The organism is Streptomyces sp. NPDC048506 (assembly GCF_040651315.1).
Taxonomy (GTDB): Bacteria; Actinomycetota; Actinomycetes; order Streptomycetales; family Streptomycetaceae; genus Streptomyces.
On record NZ_JBEZIX010000007.1, the window covers coordinates 45597 to 61817 of the forward strand.

Genomic DNA, 16221 nt, shown 5'->3' on the forward strand with positions numbered 1-16221 from the left:
TCAGTGGGCCGACATGACTGTGGCGGCGAGAGAGTTTCCCGGGCAGGGGAGCGTTTCTGAACGGTGCCTCAATTGGCCGTGAACGGACCAGAGTTGGCCGGTCGGCACTACGTCGCATACGCCACACGAAGCAGCCCTCCACGGACCGTTCGGTGGCCGGATTTACGCGTTTACGAGGCTGCGTCAGGACACGCGGCGAAGGCCCGGAGTTCCCCCGGGTGCCGGGTAGGGACGCTCCTGCGGAAGCAACGCGGCCGCCCCCTCGACGTCCCCCGAGCGCACCCGCGCATGGACCTCACGAGCCAGCGGAGTGACGTCCCGGATCGCCACCGTCCACTCGTCGGCGTACCGGCGCGACGCCTCGCCCGCCAGCCCCAGCTGCAACGACCGGTACGGCAACGGCCGCAGCCGGAGGTCGCGCTCGGGATCCCACTGCACCCGCGCCGGCGACCCCTTCAACTGCCGCTGCCAGGCACCCCGGTCCGCATGCTCGTCCGGGTCGTGGTGCGACAGACAGGCGTGCCGCAACGCCCAGTCGAAGCCCGCCCGGTCGATCTCCACCGCGAGCACCGTCTCCTGGTCGGCCTTCGTGCCCCAGCCGCAGCGGTACATCATCCACAGGAACGACGGCTTGATCCACGTCATCCGCTCCCGCTTCCACGCCGGCGGGAACCGCCCGTCCCGCGCGGCCGGCACCCCCAGTGCCGGCGCGTACGCCTGATAGACCGTCACCGTCTCCTCGGTGTACTGGGCACGGATACGACGGACGGGCTCGGAACTGCTCTGACCAGTGCTCATGGCGGACCATCCTCACCGACCGCCACCGCTCGCGGCCACCCAATTGGGCGCACCGAGCCGGGCGTCACGGGCTCAATCCACCCCGATGTCCTCGTGCCACAGCGCCGGATGCGCCCCGATGAACTCCCGCATCATCTCCACGCACCCCGGGTCGTCCAACAGCACGATCCGCACACCGTGCCGGGCGAGCCAGTCATGCCCGCCGTGGAACGTCCGCGCCTCGCCGATCACCACCCGCGAGATGCCGAACTGGCGCACCAGACCGCAGCAGTACCAACACGGGGAGAGCGTCGTGACCATCGTCGTCCCCTGGTAACTGCGCCGCCGACCGGCCGCCCGGAAGGCCGCCGTCTCCGCGTGCATCGTCGGGTCCCCGTCCTGAATCCGACGGTTGTGGCCACGCCCCCACAGCACGCCGTCCGCCCCGAACAACGCCGCACCGATCGGGATGCCCCCCTCGGCCAGCCCCGCCCGCGCCTCGGCGACGGCCGTCGCCAGCATCGCGCGGGCCTGCTCCTGAAGGTGCGGAGGGTGACCGGACGGACCACTGTGCCCGTCGGTACCGCCGTGCCCGTCTGTGCCGCCGTGCAGGCGGAGCTCGTCGCGATCCCGATCCCAGTCCTGCGTACGGTCCATGGGCTCACCGTACGCGGCACCAGCCACCCGGGGACGCCCCTAGCCCTTGGCCGGCGGAGTGTCGTCCGGACCGTTCGCGGCCCCGTCCTGCTTGCGCCGCAGCTCCTCCTCGCGGCGCCGCAGATCGGCCTCCCAGTCCTTCAGCAGCGCCTCGTCCTTCTTGTTCTCCTCCTTGAGGGACCTGAGGAACTCGGGGTTGTCGTCCGGCGCGACCCACTTCGCACTGTGGTTGCGGTGCCACTCCGAGGGCGTACTGCCACCGCCGCCCACCACCGGCTGCCGGTGCCTGCCCACCACCAGCCAGGCGATCGGGCCGACCAGCACCTCGCCGAAGAGCAGGATGACGATCACCCACACCACCTTCGGCAGACCGCGCACCTGCGACTCGGGGGTGTTGAGGCAGTCGATGAACGCATAGATCCACAGGGCCAGCACCAGTAGGAACGGCAGATACCTGAGCATTGTGGAACGAGCCCCCTGCGCGCGACGGCGGGCCCCCGCCAGGGCCCGGTGACCCGCCCAGGGTAGTGCGTACCCGATACTGGAGCGCATGGCTTACGACGATCTCCGCTCGTTCCTGCGCGCCCTTGAGCGGGAAGGCGACCTCAAGCGCATCAAGGCCGAGGTCGACCCGTACCTGGAAGTCGGCGAGATCGTGGACCGGGTGCAGAAGTCCGGCGGACCCGCGCTGCTCTTCGAGAACGTCAAGGGCTCCGCGATGCCGCTCGCCATGAACGTCTACGGCACCGACCGCCGCCTGTTGAAGGCGCTCGGCCTGGCGTCGTACGAGGAGATCAGCGCCAAGATCGGCGGGCTGCTCAAGCCCGAGCTGCCACACGGCTTCGTCGGCGTCCGCGAGGCGTTCGGCAAGCTCGCCGGCATGACGCACGTCCCGCCGAAGAAGGTGAAGGGCGAGAACGCGCCCGTCCAGGAGGTCGTCCTCCAGGGCGACCAGGTCGACCTGGAGCAGCTCCCGGCCCTGTTCACCTGGCCCAAGGACGGCGGCTCCTTCTTCAACCTCGGCCTGACGCACACCAAGCACCCCGAGACCGGCGTCCGCAACCTCGGCCTCTACCGCCTGCAACGCCACGACAAGCGCACCATCGGCATGCACTGGCAGATCCACAAGGACAGCCGCAACCACTACCAGGTCGCCGCCAAGCGCGGGGAGAAGCTGCCGGTCGCCATCGCCTTCGGCTGCCCCCCGGCCGTCACCTACGCCTCCACCGCCCCGCTCCCCGGCGATATCGACGAGTACCTCTTCGCCGGCTTCCTCCAGGGCAAGCGGATCGAGATGGTCGACTGCAAGACCGTCCCGCTCCAGGTCCCGGCCAACGCCGAGGTCGTCATCGAAGGCTGGTTGGAGCCCGGCGAGATGCTGCCGGAGGGGCCGTTCGGCGACCACACCGGCTTCTACACGCCGCAGGAGCCGTTCCCGGCGCTGACCATCGACTGTGTGACGATGCGCAAGCGCCCGCTGCTCCAGTCGATCGTGGTCGGCCGCCCGCCGACCGAGGACGGCCCGCTCGGCCGCGCCACCGAGCGCTTCTTCCTCCCCCTGCTCAAGATCATCGTCCCGGACATCGTGGACTACCACCTCCCCGAGTCCGGCGGCTTCCACAACTGCGCGATCGTCTCGATCGACAAGAAGTACCCCAAGCACGCCCAGAAGGTCATGCACGCCATCTGGGGCGCGCACATGATGTCGCTCACCAAACTCATCGTCGTCGTCGACGCCGACTGCGACGTCCACGACCTCCACGAGGTCTCCTGGCGGGCGCTCGGCAACACCGACTACGCCCGCGACCTGACCGTCGTCGAGGGGCCCGTCGACCACCTCGACCACGCCTCCTACCAGCAGTTCTGGGGTGGCAAGGCAGGCATCGACGCAACCAAGAAGTGGCCCGAGGAGGGCTACACCAGGGACGGGGGCTGGCCCGACATGGTCGAGTCCGACCCGCGAACGGCGGCGCTGGTGGACCGCCGCTGGAAGGAGTACGGCCTCTCGTGACCAGCGCATCCGCAGCCGTCCCGCAGCAGGGCCGCACCCGGGCGTTCCTGCGCCTGGTGATGATCGAGCACTCGGTCTTCGCGCTGCCCTTCGCCTACATCGCCTCCCTGACCGCGATGTACCAGGGGGACCGGACCATCAACTGGGCCCGCCTGCTCCTCGTGACCGTCTGCATGGTCGGCCTCCGCACCTTCGCCATGGCCGCGAACCGGATCATCGACCGCGAGATCGACGCCCGCAACCCGCGCACCGCGCACCGCGAACTGGTCACCGGCGCGGTGTCGGTGAAGTCCGCGTGGACCGGCGCACTGATCGCGCTCGTCGTCTTCCTCGGCGCGGCCGCCCTGCTGAACCCGCTGTGCCTGGCGCTCGCACCGTTCGCCGTGGTGCCGATGGTGGTCTATCCGTACGGCAAGCGGTTCACGAACTTCCCGCAGGCGATCCTCGGCCTCGCCCAGGCGATCGGCCCGGTCGGCGCCTGGCTCGCGATCAGCGGCTCCTGGTCCTGGGAGGCGGCGATCCTGGGCCTGGCGGTCGGCGTCTGGATTGGCGGCTTCGACCTGATCTACGCCTGCCAGGACGTGGAGACGGACCGTGAGATCGGCGTGCGGTCCGTCCCCGCCCGGTTCGGCATCCCGGCCGCGATCTGGGGGGCGCGCGGGTGTCACCTCGTCACGACGGCCCTCTTCGTCTGGTACGCGCTGGCGACCGGCGCCGGCGCGTTCTTCTGGCTGGGCCTGGTGATCGTGGCGGCGGCCTTCCTCTACGAGCACACGATCGTGAAGCCGCACGACCTGACCCGCCTCAACCGGGCGTTCTTCCAGGTCAACGGCTTCATCGGGATTGCGCTCTTCGTCTGCGCGCTGCTGGACCTGCTGGTGCGCGGGCTGACGGTCTGAGGGGCTCCGGCACGGTCTGAGGGCTACAGCGTGGCGCGGGGGGCGGCGGTGGTGACGGCGCCGGTGCTGCGCGGGCGCTCGCGGAGGGCGAAGGCGGCGAGCACGCCGCCGATCAGCCCGAAGAGGTGGCCCTGCCAGCTGATCCCGCTGTCGGTGGGCAGTGCGCCCCACAGAATCGAGCCGTACAGGACCCCGACGGCCAGGCCGATGCCGATGTCGAGCGGCTTGCGTTCGATGAAGCCGCGCACCAAGAGGTAGCCGAAGAGGCCGAACACGACGCCGGACGCGCCCGCGGTGTTGCTTCCGGGGGCGGCGGTCAGCCATACGCCCAGGCCGCTGGCGAGGATGATCAGCAGGACGACGGCGAGGAAGCGGCGCACACCGGTGCGCAGTGCGGCGATGAAGCCGAGGATCAGCAACGGCAGGGTGTTGGCCGCCAGATGGCCGAAGCCGAAGTGCATGAAGGCGGCGGGCACCACGTCCACCAGCTCGCCGGGCTCGCGCGGCTGGATGCCGAAGGCGTCCAGCGCACCTCCGGTGACGAAGTCGACGCCTTCCAGCAGCCAGAGCAGCGCCACCCAGCCCAGCATCAGACAGATCGCGGGCCTTGCTCGTCCGGTCATCTCCGGCCGTCCCCTCATCTCCGGCCCTCACTCCTGGTCGGTGCGTCTCGTCGGTGCGTCCCCGCCGGGCCACGGCGAGGGGCGCACTCGTAAGAACGGCCGTGAGGGGCTCGCTGGTTCCGCCGGATAGGCTCGATGCGTGGAGCCGCCGCACAACGACACCAGTAAGCAGGACCCCGGTCGGCGCCGTCCGTGGGTCGTGGGGATCTCCGGCGCGTCCGGGACGCCGTATGCGGCCTCCGTGGTGCGCGGGTTGCTCGCCGCCGGGGAGGCGGTGGACCTGATCGTCAGCCGGGCGTCGCGACTGACGCTGCTGGACGAGACCGGTATCGCCTTCCGAGACGCGCACTGGCGTGCCGACCTGCGGGAATGGCTGGCGCGTGGCGCGGACGGCAAACCGGCGACGTTTCCGGTGACGGAGGCGGACCTGGCGCGGGTGCGCTACTGGGCGGCCGGGGATCTGGCGGCCGGGCCCTCGTCGGGTTCGTATCCGGTGAAGGGGATGCTGATCGTCCCGGCGAGCACGGCGTGTGTGGCCGGGGTGGCGCTGGGGCTGTCGAAGGACCTGCTACAGCGGGTGGCGAGCGTGACGCTCAAGGAGCGGCGGCGGTTGGTGGTCGCGGTGCGGGAGACTCCGCTGAACGGGCCGACGCTGAGGCATCTGGTGGCCCTGGACGAGGCGGGCGCCGTGGTGCTGCCCGCCTCGCCGGCGTTCTACGCAGGGGCGACGCACATCCAGGACCTGGTGGATTTCGTCGCCGGCCGGGTGCTCGACGCGGCGGAGGTGCCGCACGGGTTGTACCGGCGTTGGGAGGGGGAGCTTCGGGGCGGCTCCAAGGAAGAGGAGGCCCCGGACGCTCCTTAGTCGGCGCCTGAGTCGGCGCTCTCCCGGTCGGTCAGCGCTGCTTCGCTGCGGTGGCGAGGCCGAAGCGGCGCCGGGCCCGCTGCTTCGCGGGCTTGTGGGCACGTGAACGATTGGCCTGGTCCTGAAGCTCGCGCATGCGGGCGTAGGCCATCTCGATCGAGTACACGGTGACAACTCCTGTCGGATCTTCTTTGATCGCTTGAAAGAATCGCAGGGCCTAGGCCCTGTATGCCTTAGATTCTACATGCGGAACTCGAAAATGCGTAAAGATTGGAAGGCTTGAGGGCATGGACGCGGTGGATAGGCAGCTCATCCAGGCACTTCGCGAGAACGGCCGCGCCTCGTACGCGGAGCTCGGCCGGCTCGTGGGCCTCTCCGGGCCGAGCGTCACGGACCGGATCAACCGCCTCGAAGCGGCCGGGGTGATCACCGGCTACCGCGCGACGGTCGACGCCGCCTCGCTCGGCCTCGGCGTCACCGCCCTGGTCGGCATCTCCCTCTCGGACGCGGCCGACCACGAGGACGTCGCCCGCCGGCTGCGCGACCTCGAAGAGATCGAGGACTGCTGGTTCATCGCCGGCGACGACTCCTACATGCTCAAGGTGCGGGTGGGCGACGTCGACGGCCTGGAGCGCACCATCCGGCGGCTCTCCGGCACCAAGGGCGTCTCCCGTACGCGCACCACCATCGTGCTCTCCACCAAGTGGGAGAACCGCGTCGGCGAGCTGCCCGAAGAGGTCGAATAGGCCACCGGGTTGCGGCAGGAGACAGAGCGGCGGACGGGTGCGCCAAGGGCGCCCCGTCCGCCGTCCTGACGGGGGAGTAGGCTCGGCAAAGCTCGTTATCCGCATCGAAACGGCCAGCGACACGGCTGACGGGACGCGGCTGACGAAGCGGCCGGAGAGACACATGCCTTGAGGACAGGGCGGAGACTGGGAGGCGACCGGATGGCTGCGTCGATGGATGTGGGCCTCAAGCGCGAGCTGGAGGCGAAGGTCCACGCCGGGGAGCGGCTGACCCGCGAGGACGGCATCGCCCTCTACGAGTCCGACGACCTGGCATGGCTGGGCGGTCTCGCCCACGAGGTGCGCACCCGCAAGAACGGCGACGTCGTCCACTTCAACGTCAACCGCCACCTCAACATGACGAACGTGTGCACCGCGTCGTGCGCCTACTGCTCGTTCCAGCGCAAGCCGGGCGAGAAGGACGCGTACACGATGCGCATCGAGGAGGCCGTCCGCCTCGCCAAGGCGATGGAGAACGAGAACCTCACCGAGCTGCACATCGTCAACGGGCTGCACCCCAATCTGCCGTGGCGCTACTACCCGCGGTCGCTGAGCGAGCTGAAGAAGGCCCTGCCGAACGTCTCGCTGAAGGCCTTCACCGCCACCGAGATCCACCACTTCGAGACCATCTCGGGCCTGTCCGCCTCGGAGATCCTCGACGAGCTGATCGACGCCGGTCTGGAGTCGCTCACCGGCGGCGGCGCCGAGATCTTCGACTGGGAGGTGCGGCAGCACATCGTCGACCACGCCACCCACTGGGAGGACTGGTCGCGGATCCACCGCCTCGCCCACGAAAAGGGCCTCAAGACCCCCTCGACCATGCTCTACGGGCACATCGAGGAGCCCCGTCACCGCGTCGACCACGTGCTGCGGCTGCGGGAACTCCAGGACGAGACCGGCGGCTTCCAGGTCTTCATCCCGCTGCGGTACCAGCACGACTTCGTCGACATGAAGGACGGCAAGGTCCGCAACCGGCTCCAGGCGCGCACGACCATGGCCACCGGTGCCGAGGCGCTGAAGGTCTTCGCGGTCTCCCGCCTCCTCTTCGACAACGTCCCGCACATCAAGTGCTTCTGGGTGATGCACGGTCTCCAGACCACCCAGCTCGCCCTCCAGCACGGCGCGGACGACATGGACGGCTCGGTCGTCGAGTACAAGATCACGCACGACGCGGACAACTACGGCACGCCCAACAAGCTCACCCGCGAGGACCTGCTGGAGCTGATCCGCGACGCCGGTTTCCGCCCCGTCGAGCGCAACACCCGCTACGAGGCGATCCGCGAGTACCCCGGCCCGGACCCCGAGCGGCGCGAGTCGCCCCAGGCGATGCGCGTCTGAGCGCATCTCGGCTGGTCAGGGCCGTCTGTCAGGGGTGGGCGTTAGGGTCCGGGTCATGAACGTGCGCTTCGACCTGGACCCCGTCGTCACCCCCGAACTCCACGACGGTCTGTGCGCGTTGTGGACCGACGTCTCCAACGCGGGCGGTGCGGTGGGCTTCGTGCCGCCGGTGACGCGCGACGACATCCGCCCCGAGCTGGTCAAGAAGCTGGCGGCCCTGGCCGAGGGGCGGGAGCGCCTCCTGGTCGGCCGCGACGAGGCCGGCCGGGTCCTGGCGACGGCCTACCTCGCCCCCAACGGCCACCACCTGATGAAGCACTGGCTGTGGATATACAGCGTCATGGTCCACCCCTCCCTCCAGGGCCGGGGCATCGGCCGCCGGCTGATGGCCGCGGTCGCCGACTCCGCCCGGACGATCGACGGCATCACCGCGATACGCCTGACCTGCCGCGGCGGCACCGGCCTCCGCCGCTTCTACGAGACCTGCGGCTACAAGGAGGTCGGCCGGGTCCCCCGCGCGATCAAGGTCGCCGAGGACGACTTCCGCGACGACATCACGATGTGGCTGGAGCTGGGCTGAGAGCTGGGCCGGCCCCCACGGGGTGAGGGGCGCCGGGGGTCCGGAAGATCACCGGTCGTGCTGTGCTTGACTGGAAGGCGACCCTTTCGGTTGCCGTTGAGAAGAAGGTCCCCCGCCGTGAGTAGCCACAAGTTCGCCACGCTCCGCTACACCGCCCTTCGCATCGGCCTGTTCGTTGCCTGCTTCGCGGTGGTCTGGGGGCTGGCGTATGTCCACGTCATCCCGCTCGCGGTGGGCGCGGCCAACACCGTCTGGATGCTGCTGCTCGCCATCGTGATCTCCGCGCCGCTCAGCTTCGTGCTGTTGCGCAAGCAGCGGAACGCGATGTCCGAGCAGATCGTCGACAAGGTCGACCGTCAGCGTGCCCGGCTCGCGGCCAACGCCAGCCAGGAGGACGGGCTGTAGGCCACCCTCCCCGGCCGGCTGTCAGACGCATCACAGCCGCCGCACACCTCGCAGGCGCCCGGCGCCGTGGACGACGCTCCACGGCCGGGCGCCTGCCGCGTTGTTGGGGGTTGTGCCGCCCGCTCCGACCCCACCGGTCCCAAAGATTTTCTTTGGGTTCCTCAAAGTTCAAGTGTTAACGTGCTTATCGTGAAGACCGCAGCCGCGCCCCCGTCCCCCATGAGCGTTCCGCTCGTGGCGCGCCTGCACGTCGATCTTTGCCGCTGTATGTCCGCGGCCTGTTGCCGCCGCTGACCGATCTGATCCAGCGGCCGGAGATCCTGTTCGAAGCACGGACCTCCTGGCGCTCATCCACGCCGTTTCCCGACGTCTCATCTGTTCCCGGAGTGTGTCCGTTGTCCACGTCTGCCGAGACCACCGCGTCCGCCCAGACCCCCAAGTCCTCCCGAATACCCAAGGTCCCGTTCTGGGCCCAGATCCTGATCGGCCTCGCGCTGGGCGTGCTGCTCGGCGGCATCGCCAAAAACGGTGACCTCGGCTGGCTCACCTCGACGCTCCAGCACATCGGTGACCTCTTCGTCCAACTGCTGAAGCTGGCCGTGGCGCCGCTGGTGTTCTTCGCGATCCTGGTGTCCATCACCAACCTGCGACAGGTCAACAACGCCGCCCGGCTGGCCACCCGCACCCTGCTGTGGTTCATGGCCACCTCGCTGATCGCCGTCGCGATCGGCCTGGTGATCGGCCTGCTCACCAACCCCGGCGCGGGCACCGGCCTGACCCCCAAGGACGGCAAGCTCCCCGAGCACGCCGGCTCCTGGATCGACTTCCTGACCGGCATCGTCCCCACCGACGTCATCACGCCGTTCACCGAGCTGAACGTCCTCCAGATCGTCTTCATGGCGGCCGTCGCCGGTATCGCGGCGCTCCAGCTCGGCGAGAAGGCCGAGCCGGTGCTGAAGATCAGCCGCTCCGTGCTGGAGCTGCTTCAGAAGGCCCTGTGGTGGGTCATCCGGCTCGCCCCGCTCGGCACCGTCGGCCTCATCGGGAACGCCATCGCCACCTACGGCTGGAACCTGATCGGCAAGTACGCGACCTTCACCGTCGACATCTACCTCGGCTGCGCCCTGGTCCTCTTCGGCGTCTACCCGCTGCTGCTGTCGACCGTCGCCAAGGTCAACCCGCTTCAGTTCTTCCGCGGCGCCTGGCCCGCCATCCAGCTGGCGTTCGTCTCCCGCTCGTCGGTCGGCACCATGCCCGTCACCCAGAAGGTCACCGAGCGCCTCGGCGTGCCGCGCGAGTACGCCTCCTTCGCGGTGCCGTTCGGCTCGACGACCAAGATGGACGGCTGCGCCTCGATCTACCCGGCCATCGCCGCGATCTTCATCGCCCAGATCTTCAACGTCCACCTGAGCGTGGCCGACTACGTCCTGATCGCCTTCGTCTCGGTCATCGGCTCCGCCGCCACCGCCGGTCTGACCGGCGCGACGGTCATGCTGACGCTGACCCTCTCCACCCTGGGCCTGCCCCTGGAGGGCGTCGGTCTGCTGATGGCCATCGACCCGATCCTGGACATGATGAGGACGGCCACCAACGTGGCAGGCCAGTCGGTCATCCCGATCCTGGTCTCGGCCAGGGAGAAGATCCTGGACCGCGACGCCTACGCCGGCGCGACCAGCATCAGCCTGACCGCGGCGACTGCTGCTGACGCGGAGACGAAGGTACCGGTCGCCGCCTGACCTTGCCTTTCATGGATGTGCCCCGACCTTCTCCGCAAGGTCGGGGCACATTTGCGTGCGCTGCCACAGGCATCTGCTCGGCCGCGGCTCAGACGACGGGCTGGCCACTGACGCGGCAGGCATCACCTTCCAGGACAGAGGCCTTGCCCGTCTGGTCGGCGTCGGCCGCGTGAACGGCCCGCGGTCTCAGTCGGTCAGCCGATTCCGGGTTCGATCTTGCCGTGTGCGAGCGCGGGCATGAACTTCTTGTTGCCCTGGAACTGCACCTCGTAACCAGAGCCGAGGGCCTGGGCCCACAGCAGGGGGTCGAGAAGGTTGGATCCGCTGTCGAGGCGCGCGACGCCGGTGGCGTCCGTTACCCCGATACCGATCTGCCGGCCCGAACCAACAGTGAAAGTGATCGGCACGCCCTTGATGGGCTCGCCGTCGCTGTCGATGAGCTTCGCGCTGATTTGAGCCTGCGCCTGGCCGAGTACAGTCCCCTTCACCGTCGCTGCGGTGAGCTGCGGGTATTCCTTCTCGCCGTCGTGCTGCGGGGGGTAGTACGGCTGGGGCTGCGGCGGGTAGTAGCCCTGCGGGGGGTAGTACGGCGGGGGCGGCGGCGGGTAGTAGCCCTGCGGCGGGTAGTACGGCTGGGGCTGCGGCGGGTAGTAGCCCTGCGGCATGGGCTGCGATTGGGGCGGCGCGTACGGCTGCTGCGTCACTGACACTCCTCATGAGATGGGGTTCGGGGCGGGAGCTCCGCCCGCCTCACAGTTACACGCACAGCGACTTTTCACCTCCGGGGCGATCACTGTGAGTTACATTTTCGGGGTTGCGACTGGCATATGACCCGAACAGCCCACCGGTCGAGGGCATGGCACTGCCGGAGGATCGGCGCCCGGCGACGCTCTGGCCGTCGCGGCGGCGCGGTGCAGACCCGCCAGCAGCGACGACGCAATCGCATCCCAGATCCTCTGAACGCCCTCGTTCTGAGCGGGATTCCCTCGGTGCGGTGGCGATCGTGTTCGGCGCATGCAGGTTGGTCGCCATAGCGTGCGCCGGTTGGTCGCGCGCGACTAGGGGAGCTGGTTCGGGCATGGCGGTTGACGCTGCTGAGGGTTCGGCGTCGCCGGCCAGTCGGTCATCCCGATCCTGGTCTCGGCCAAGGAGAAGATCCTGGACCGCGACGCCTACGCCGGCGCGACCAGCATCCGCATCGATGAGGCCGCCCCGGTGGACGAGCCGGTCGCTGCGCTTGGCTGCCTTCCCACGTTTTTGGCCGTCCCGCCGTGGCCTGGCGGCCGGCGCTCGCCCCACGTTGTCGGCTGTCCCGCCGTGGGGGCTTGTCGCCGTTGTGCCTGCGGCGGGCGTTGTGTGTCGGGTGCGGTGCCGCTCCTCCGGACTTCGTCCTGCGGCGCGGCCCCTCCCGTGAGTGGGGGGAAGGATTTGTGGGGGCGTGCGCCGTCTGTTCACTGCCGGTAGGGGGCCACTGGGGCCACCCCCACCGGCCTTTTTCTTTCCCACTCACCGCACCCGACAACCCACGCCCGCCGCAGGTGTAACGGCGAGAAACCAGCACGGCGCCGCAGAAAGCAACGTGGGGATCAAGCCAAGCGCAGCGAACCGGTTCTGGGGATGTGAACTGTCGCCCGGCACGTCCGCACCTCCTGGACCTCGGGCGCGGCACCAGGGAGTTCATCGGCCGGGACGGTGTTGAGGGCGCTGGTGCCCCTGGGAGTGGCGCTGATCAACCGGTCGGGGTGGTCGGCGGGCACCATCTGGGCCAGCATGCCGCCCGATGACATGCCCATCCGGCACCGGTGGCCTCGGCGCCCATGACCAGCAGCGACGGCTGCGCATCGGCGGCCCCGTGCTGCCGGTCCACAGGCGGATGCCGGGGCGGTGTCGATGCCCTGCTGTGCGACCTGCCCGTCAGGGTGCAGCCATGGATGCACGGCCGTTCGGCAGTGCGGCGCAACGCGTCGTCCCGCCTCGTGGGGATCTCGTCAAGCCAGGGGGAGCAGGGGGCGTAGATCGTAAACTTACTTTGCAGTAAAGGGGCGGGATGGAGGGATATTCAGGGTGGGAGCTGTGAAGAGCAAGCGGGTGCCACGCGCGGTCCGGGAGCAGCAGATGCTCGACGCCGCGGTGCTGACCTTCGCGCGGCGCGGCTATCGGGCAGCCTCGATGGACGAGATCGCCGAGGTGGCGGGGGTCTCGAAACCGCTGGTCTACCTCTACCTGAATTCGAAGGAGGACTTGTTCAGCGCGGTCATCCGGCGCGAGCGGGCGGCGCTGGTGGCGGCCGTGACGGCGGCCGTCGAGCCGGGGGAGGCGGCCGATCACCAGCTGTGGAGCGGACTGAAGGGCTTCTTCGCCCACACCGCGGAGAACCCGGAAGGCTGGGCCGTGCTGCATCAGCAGGCCCGCACCCACGGTGAGCCCTTCGCGCACGAAGTGGCCGCCATGCGGGCGGAGATCGCGGCGTTCGTCACGGAGTTGATCGGCGCCGCCGCCAAAGAGGCCGGCTGCGCCGGTGAGTTGGCCGAACGCGAGGTGGCGGGCCTGGCGCACGCCCTGGTCGGCGCCGCCGAATCGCTCGCCGAATGGGCCAACGTCCGTACCGACGAAGGGCCTTCGGGCGAACCGGTGCACCCGACGGCGAAGGACGCCGCCGCCACGATGATGAACTTCGCCTGGACCGGCCTCGGCCACCTGATGGGCGGAGAGCGTTGGACACCGGGCGGACCTGCCCATCGGGAGGGGCCGCCCGGCATCCCCGGGTGACGGGCGTTGTCGCCGGTCGGCGCCCCGGCCGGTGGCGAGCAACCCGCCACCGGCCTGCGCGGCCGGGCCGGCCCGGAGCCGGAATTGTGGACCCGGGGACGGAATTGCCCAGCCCGGCGCGGGAATTGCCGCAACGAAGGTGGCGCTCGGGCATTGGCCGGCTCAGGTGCCTCGCGTAAATTTACGTCTCGGTAAGGTTACTGCCGGGTCAGGAGCTGTCGGGAGCCGACTCCGCGACGACGGCAGGCAGTTGGACCGCACGGACGCGCGGGGCATGCGTGTGGACGCGTACGGACGGGTTGCGTACGGGCGCGTATGGATGCGTACGGACGCGCACGAACGTGCCGTCCCCCGGCGCGGCCGGTGCGGTCGCGATCGCACCCCAGGCGTGATCGCACTCCACAGGAGACTCTCCCCAGGAGAAACGAGGAGCCGCTCGTGTCCCACCAGGAAAGTGCACCCGCCGGACCCCCCGGACCCCCCGGACCCACCCCCAACGAGCCGCAGAAGACCCTCGTCGGCGGCGTGGTCCGAGAGGTCTACGTCCCCCCGCTCGCCCCGCCCGTGGACCACGGCTCGCTCGGAGACCTCCCCTTCACCAACGCCGCCGAGGCCCCCGCCGAGGTCGCCTCGCCCGCAAGCAGCCCAGTGGCGCCTGGCGCGACGTCACCGCCGTCGAATTCGCCGCCGAGGTCCGCGCCGTCGCCAAGGGGCTGATCGCGCACGGCCTCCGCCCCGGCGACCGCCTCGCGATCATGGCCCGTACGACCTACGAATGGACCCTGATCGACTTCGCCGCCTGGGCCGCCGGACTGGTCACGGTCCCCCTCTACCCGACCTCCTCCGCCCACCAGGCGCAGTGGATCCTGCACGACTCCGGCGCCCGCGCCTGCGTCGTCGAGAACGTCGAGGAGACCCGCCTGATCAGTGGTCTGCGCACCGAGCTGCCCGCCCTCGACCACCTCTGGCAGTTCAACACCGGCGCCGTCTCCCAACTCGTCTCCGCCGGCCGCGACCTCCCGGACGAGGCCGTCGACGAGTGCCGCGCCGCCACCGGCCCGTACGCCCTCGCCACCCTGATCTACACCTCCGGCACCACCGGCCGCCCCAAGGGCTGCGCCCTGACCCACGCCAACTTCTTCGCCGAGGTCGACAACGCCGTCGAACTCCTCCACCCCGTCTTCAACGCGGCCAGCCAGGAGCCCGCCTCCACCCTCCTCTTCCTGCCCCTCTCCCATGTCTTCGGCCGGATGGTCGCCGTCGGCTGCCTGCGCGCCCGGGTCCGCCTCGGCCACGCCCCCAGCATCCAGACCGACGACCTCCTCGCCGACCTCGCCGGCTTCCGCCCGACGTTCCTCCTGGTCATCCCCTACGTGCTGGAGAAGGTCTACAACACCGGCCGCGCCACCGCCGAGAAGATGGGCCGCGCCGCCTCCTTCGACCGCGCCGCCCGCATCGCCCGCTCCTACGGGGAGGCCGTCGAGGCCAGGGAGCACGGCGAGGGGCCCGGCCCCGGCGTCGCCCTCAAGGCCGCCCGCAAGCTCTACGACCCTCTCGTCTACCGCCGCATCCGGGCCGCCCTCGGCGGCAAGGTCCGCTACGCCATCTGCGGCGGCTCCCCCCTCGGCCACCGCCTCGCCGCCTTCTACTCCGGCGCCGGCATCGAGATCTTCGAGGGCTACGGCCTGACCGAGACCACCGCCGCCGCCACCGTCACCCCACCCCTCCGCCCCCGCATCGGCACCGTCGGCTGGCCCCTTCCCGGCACCGCCGTACGCATCGCCGACGACGGCGAGGTCCTCCTCCACGGCGGCCACGTCTTCGCCGGCTACTGGGACCCGGCCCTCGGCGCCGCCCACCCCGCCACCGACGCCCACGGCTGGCTCCCCACCGGCGACCTGGGCGCACTCGACGCCGACGGTTACCTCACCATCACCGGCCGCAAGAAGGAGATCATCGTGACCACGGGCGGCAAGAACGTCGCCCCGGCACCCCTGGAGGACCGCCTCCGCTCCCACCCTCTCGTCGGCCAGTGCATGGTCATCGGCGACAACCGCCCCTACGTCACGGCGCTGCTCACCCTCGAACCCGACGGCCTCGCCCACTGGCGTCAGCTGCACAAGAAGCAACACCTGCCACTGGAGGAACTCGTCCACGACGAGCGCCTCCTCGCCGACCTCCAGCGCGCCGTGGACGACGCCAACGCCCTCGTCTCCCGGGCCGAGTCCATTCGCCGCTTCGCGGTGCTTCCGGTGGACTTCTCCGAACAAACCGGGCACCTCACCCCCTCCCTGAAGCTGCGCCGCGCCGCCGTGGCCCGAGATTTCGCCAAAGACATAGCTGTCCTTTACGAAAGGACATGACCTCCCTCTGGAGCCGAGGGCCTCGGCGCGTCAAACTGGAACCCCCGTGTCACCTCTGTGGGGGAGGTGGCACGGGGTCTGTCATGCACCCGCTCACCCGGCGGCCGCTTTACGGAGCGCTTCGGTGAGCTTGCGCGCGGTGGCCGTATTGCAGTTGCCGAGCGCCACCAGCGCCGGCAGGTAGCTCCCGGCGAACGACGGCAGGTCCACCCCCAGCGACGGCAGAGTGATCCCGTTCTCCTGGAGTGCGGCCCGCAGCGACTCGGTGCAGCTGTGCACGTCGAGACCGTGCGCGTCGTCGTGGTGGATGTGGCTGGGCATGGTGCCTACACCTTCCTGTGCGCATTGTGACGAACTGCTCACAGCGTGACGTCACCCGGCGTAGCGTGGAAGTGAATCGGGTTGCGCAGGGC

General features: G+C 69.8%; 18 protein-coding genes and 1 pseudogene. 10 read left to right on the forward strand and 9 right to left on the reverse strand.

The window, feature by feature from the left end; genetic code table 11:
* Positions 1-183: 183 nt before the first annotated feature.
* The 3 genes from AB0C96_RS07120 to AB0C96_RS07130 form a co-directional block, all read right to left on the reverse strand.
* The gene (locus tag AB0C96_RS07120; protein ID WP_362914546.1) at positions 184-798 is read right to left on the reverse strand and encodes a DUF4291 domain-containing protein; all 615 of its coding nucleotides are present in this window, start codon (positions 796-798) and stop codon (positions 184-186) included.
* Between the two features lie 72 nt (positions 799-870).
* On the reverse strand, positions 871-1434 hold the full coding sequence (locus tag AB0C96_RS07125) for a nucleoside deaminase (protein ID WP_362914548.1): 564 nt from the start codon (positions 1432-1434) through the stop codon (positions 871-873).
* Positions 1435-1473: 39 nt separating this feature from the next.
* Positions 1474-1896 carry a PLD nuclease N-terminal domain-containing protein gene (locus AB0C96_RS07130; protein ID WP_362914550.1) on the reverse strand — a complete coding sequence of 141 codons (423 nt, stop codon included), beginning with the start codon at positions 1894-1896 and terminating at the stop codon, positions 1474-1476.
* A gap of 88 nt (positions 1897-1984) precedes the next feature.
* Here AB0C96_RS07130 and AB0C96_RS07135 point away from each other — a divergent pair, with 88 nt between their 5' ends.
* Both AB0C96_RS07135 and mqnP read left to right on the forward strand, forming a co-directional pair.
* Positions 1985-3445, forward strand: a complete 1461-nt coding sequence (locus AB0C96_RS07135; protein ID WP_362914552.1) for a menaquinone biosynthesis decarboxylase — start codon at positions 1985-1987, stop codon at positions 3443-3445.
* Positions 3442-4344: a menaquinone biosynthesis prenyltransferase MqnP gene (gene mqnP / locus AB0C96_RS07140; protein WP_362914554.1), complete on the forward strand. Its 903-nt coding sequence runs from the start codon at positions 3442-3444 to the stop codon at positions 4342-4344. The genes AB0C96_RS07135 and mqnP overlap by 4 nt, the downstream gene beginning before the upstream one ends.
* A 23-nt stretch (positions 4345-4367) precedes the next feature.
* Here the strand turns inward: mqnP and AB0C96_RS07145 are convergent, their stop codons facing one another.
* Positions 4368-4967: a rhomboid family intramembrane serine protease gene (locus tag AB0C96_RS07145; protein WP_362914556.1), complete on the reverse strand. Its 600-nt coding sequence runs from the start codon at positions 4965-4967 to the stop codon at positions 4368-4370.
* A gap of 139 nt (positions 4968-5106) precedes the next feature.
* Between AB0C96_RS07145 and AB0C96_RS07150 the strand changes: the two genes are divergently transcribed.
* Positions 5107-5832, forward strand: a complete 726-nt coding sequence (locus tag AB0C96_RS07150) for a UbiX family flavin prenyltransferase (RefSeq protein WP_362914558.1) — start codon at positions 5107-5109, stop codon at positions 5830-5832.
* A 31-nt stretch (positions 5833-5863) separates the two neighbouring features.
* On the opposite strand, the gene AB0C96_RS07155 is transcribed toward AB0C96_RS07150, so the two are convergent.
* Positions 5864-5998: a hypothetical protein gene (locus AB0C96_RS07155; protein WP_362914853.1), complete on the reverse strand. Its 135-nt coding sequence runs from the start codon at positions 5996-5998 to the stop codon at positions 5864-5866.
* A 121-nt stretch (positions 5999-6119) separates the two neighbouring features.
* Here AB0C96_RS07155 and AB0C96_RS07160 point away from each other — a divergent pair, with 121 nt between their 5' ends.
* The 5 genes from AB0C96_RS07160 to AB0C96_RS07180 all read left to right on the forward strand — a co-directional run bounded on the left by AB0C96_RS07160 (position 6120) and on the right by AB0C96_RS07180 (position 10676).
* Complete coding sequence (locus AB0C96_RS07160; protein WP_362914560.1) at positions 6120-6578, forward strand: Lrp/AsnC family transcriptional regulator; 459 nt, start codon at positions 6120-6122, stop codon at positions 6576-6578.
* A gap of 213 nt (positions 6579-6791) precedes the next feature.
* Positions 6792-7955, forward strand: coding sequence for an aminofutalosine synthase MqnE (gene mqnE, locus AB0C96_RS07165; RefSeq protein ID WP_362914834.1), 1164 nt, complete (start codon positions 6792-6794; stop codon positions 7953-7955).
* 55 nt (positions 7956-8010) lie between these two features.
* Positions 8011-8535 carry a GNAT family N-acetyltransferase gene (locus AB0C96_RS07170; RefSeq protein ID WP_362914562.1) on the forward strand — a complete coding sequence of 175 codons (525 nt, stop codon included), beginning with the start codon at positions 8011-8013 and terminating at the stop codon, positions 8533-8535.
* A 117-nt stretch (positions 8536-8652) separates the two neighbouring features.
* On the forward strand, positions 8653-8940 hold the full coding sequence (locus tag AB0C96_RS07175) for a DUF4229 domain-containing protein (RefSeq protein ID WP_362914564.1): 288 nt from the start codon (positions 8653-8655) through the stop codon (positions 8938-8940).
* A 395-nt stretch (positions 8941-9335) separates the two neighbouring features.
* Positions 9336-10676 (forward strand): dicarboxylate/amino acid:cation symporter, encoded by a 1341-nt coding sequence (locus AB0C96_RS07180; RefSeq protein WP_362914566.1) that lies wholly within the window; start codon positions 9336-9338, stop codon positions 10674-10676.
* Positions 10677-10870: 194 nt separating this feature from the next.
* Here AB0C96_RS07180 and AB0C96_RS07185 read toward each other — a convergent pair whose 3' ends face one another.
* The gene (locus tag AB0C96_RS07185) at positions 10871-11386 is read right to left on the reverse strand and encodes a hypothetical protein (RefSeq protein WP_362914568.1); all 516 of its coding nucleotides are present in this window, start codon (positions 11384-11386) and stop codon (positions 10871-10873) included.
* An 876-nt stretch (positions 11387-12262) separates the two neighbouring features.
* A complete protein-coding gene (locus AB0C96_RS07190; RefSeq protein WP_362914570.1) occupies positions 12263-12448 on the reverse strand; it encodes a hypothetical protein in 186 nt (61 codons plus the stop codon).
* 292 nt (positions 12449-12740) lie between these two features.
* Between AB0C96_RS07190 and AB0C96_RS07195 the strand changes: the two genes are divergently transcribed.
* Positions 12741-13445, forward strand: coding sequence for a TetR/AcrR family transcriptional regulator (locus AB0C96_RS07195; protein ID WP_362914572.1), 705 nt, complete (start codon positions 12741-12743; stop codon positions 13443-13445).
* A 208-nt stretch (positions 13446-13653) separates the two neighbouring features.
* Here AB0C96_RS07195 and AB0C96_RS07200 read toward each other — a convergent pair whose 3' ends face one another.
* Positions 13654-13848 carry a hypothetical protein gene (locus tag AB0C96_RS07200; RefSeq protein ID WP_362914574.1) on the reverse strand — a complete coding sequence of 65 codons (195 nt, stop codon included), beginning with the start codon at positions 13846-13848 and terminating at the stop codon, positions 13654-13656.
* Between the two features lie 122 nt (positions 13849-13970).
* Between AB0C96_RS07200 and AB0C96_RS07205 the strand changes: the two are divergent.
* Positions 13971-15808: pseudogene (locus tag AB0C96_RS07205) on the forward strand (AMP-dependent synthetase/ligase).
* 93 nt (positions 15809-15901) lie between these two features.
* Here AB0C96_RS07205 and AB0C96_RS07210 read toward each other — a convergent pair.
* Positions 15902-16129 (reverse strand): hypothetical protein, encoded by a 228-nt coding sequence (locus tag AB0C96_RS07210; RefSeq protein ID WP_362914576.1) that lies wholly within the window; start codon positions 16127-16129, stop codon positions 15902-15904.
* Between the last annotated feature and the right edge of the window lie 92 nt (positions 16130-16221).

Excerpts from the sequence above, each read along its gene's own strand:
- AB0C96_RS07125 (WP_362914548.1), bottom strand. The coding sequence starts at position 1,434 with ATGGACCGTACGCAGGACTGGGATCGGGATCGCGACGAGCTCCGCCTG.
- AB0C96_RS07135 (WP_362914552.1), top strand. The coding sequence starts at position 1,985 with ATGGCTTACGACGATCTCCGCTCGTTCCTGCGCGCCCTTGAGCGGGAA.
- AB0C96_RS07170 (WP_362914562.1), top strand. The coding sequence starts at position 8,011 with ATGAACGTGCGCTTCGACCTGGACCCCGTCGTCACCCCCGAACTCCAC.
- AB0C96_RS07145 (WP_362914556.1), bottom strand. The coding sequence starts at position 4,967 with ATGACCGGACGAGCAAGGCCCGCGATCTGTCTGATGCTGGGCTGGGTG.
- mqnE (WP_362914834.1), top strand. The coding sequence starts at position 6,792 with ATGGATGTGGGCCTCAAGCGCGAGCTGGAGGCGAAGGTCCACGCCGGG.
- AB0C96_RS07120 (WP_362914546.1), bottom strand. The coding sequence starts at position 798 with ATGAGCACTGGTCAGAGCAGTTCCGAGCCCGTCCGTCGTATCCGTGCC.
- AB0C96_RS07130 (WP_362914550.1), bottom strand. The coding sequence starts at position 1,896 with ATGCTCAGGTATCTGCCGTTCCTACTGGTGCTGGCCCTGTGGATCTAT.
- AB0C96_RS07190 (WP_362914570.1), bottom strand. The coding sequence starts at position 12,448 with ATGCTGGCCCAGATGGTGCCCGCCGACCACCCCGACCGGTTGATCAGC.
- AB0C96_RS07210 (WP_362914576.1), bottom strand. The coding sequence starts at position 16,129 with ATGCCCAGCCACATCCACCACGACGACGCGCACGGTCTCGACGTGCAC.
- AB0C96_RS07160 (WP_362914560.1), top strand. The coding sequence starts at position 6,120 with ATGGACGCGGTGGATAGGCAGCTCATCCAGGCACTTCGCGAGAACGGC.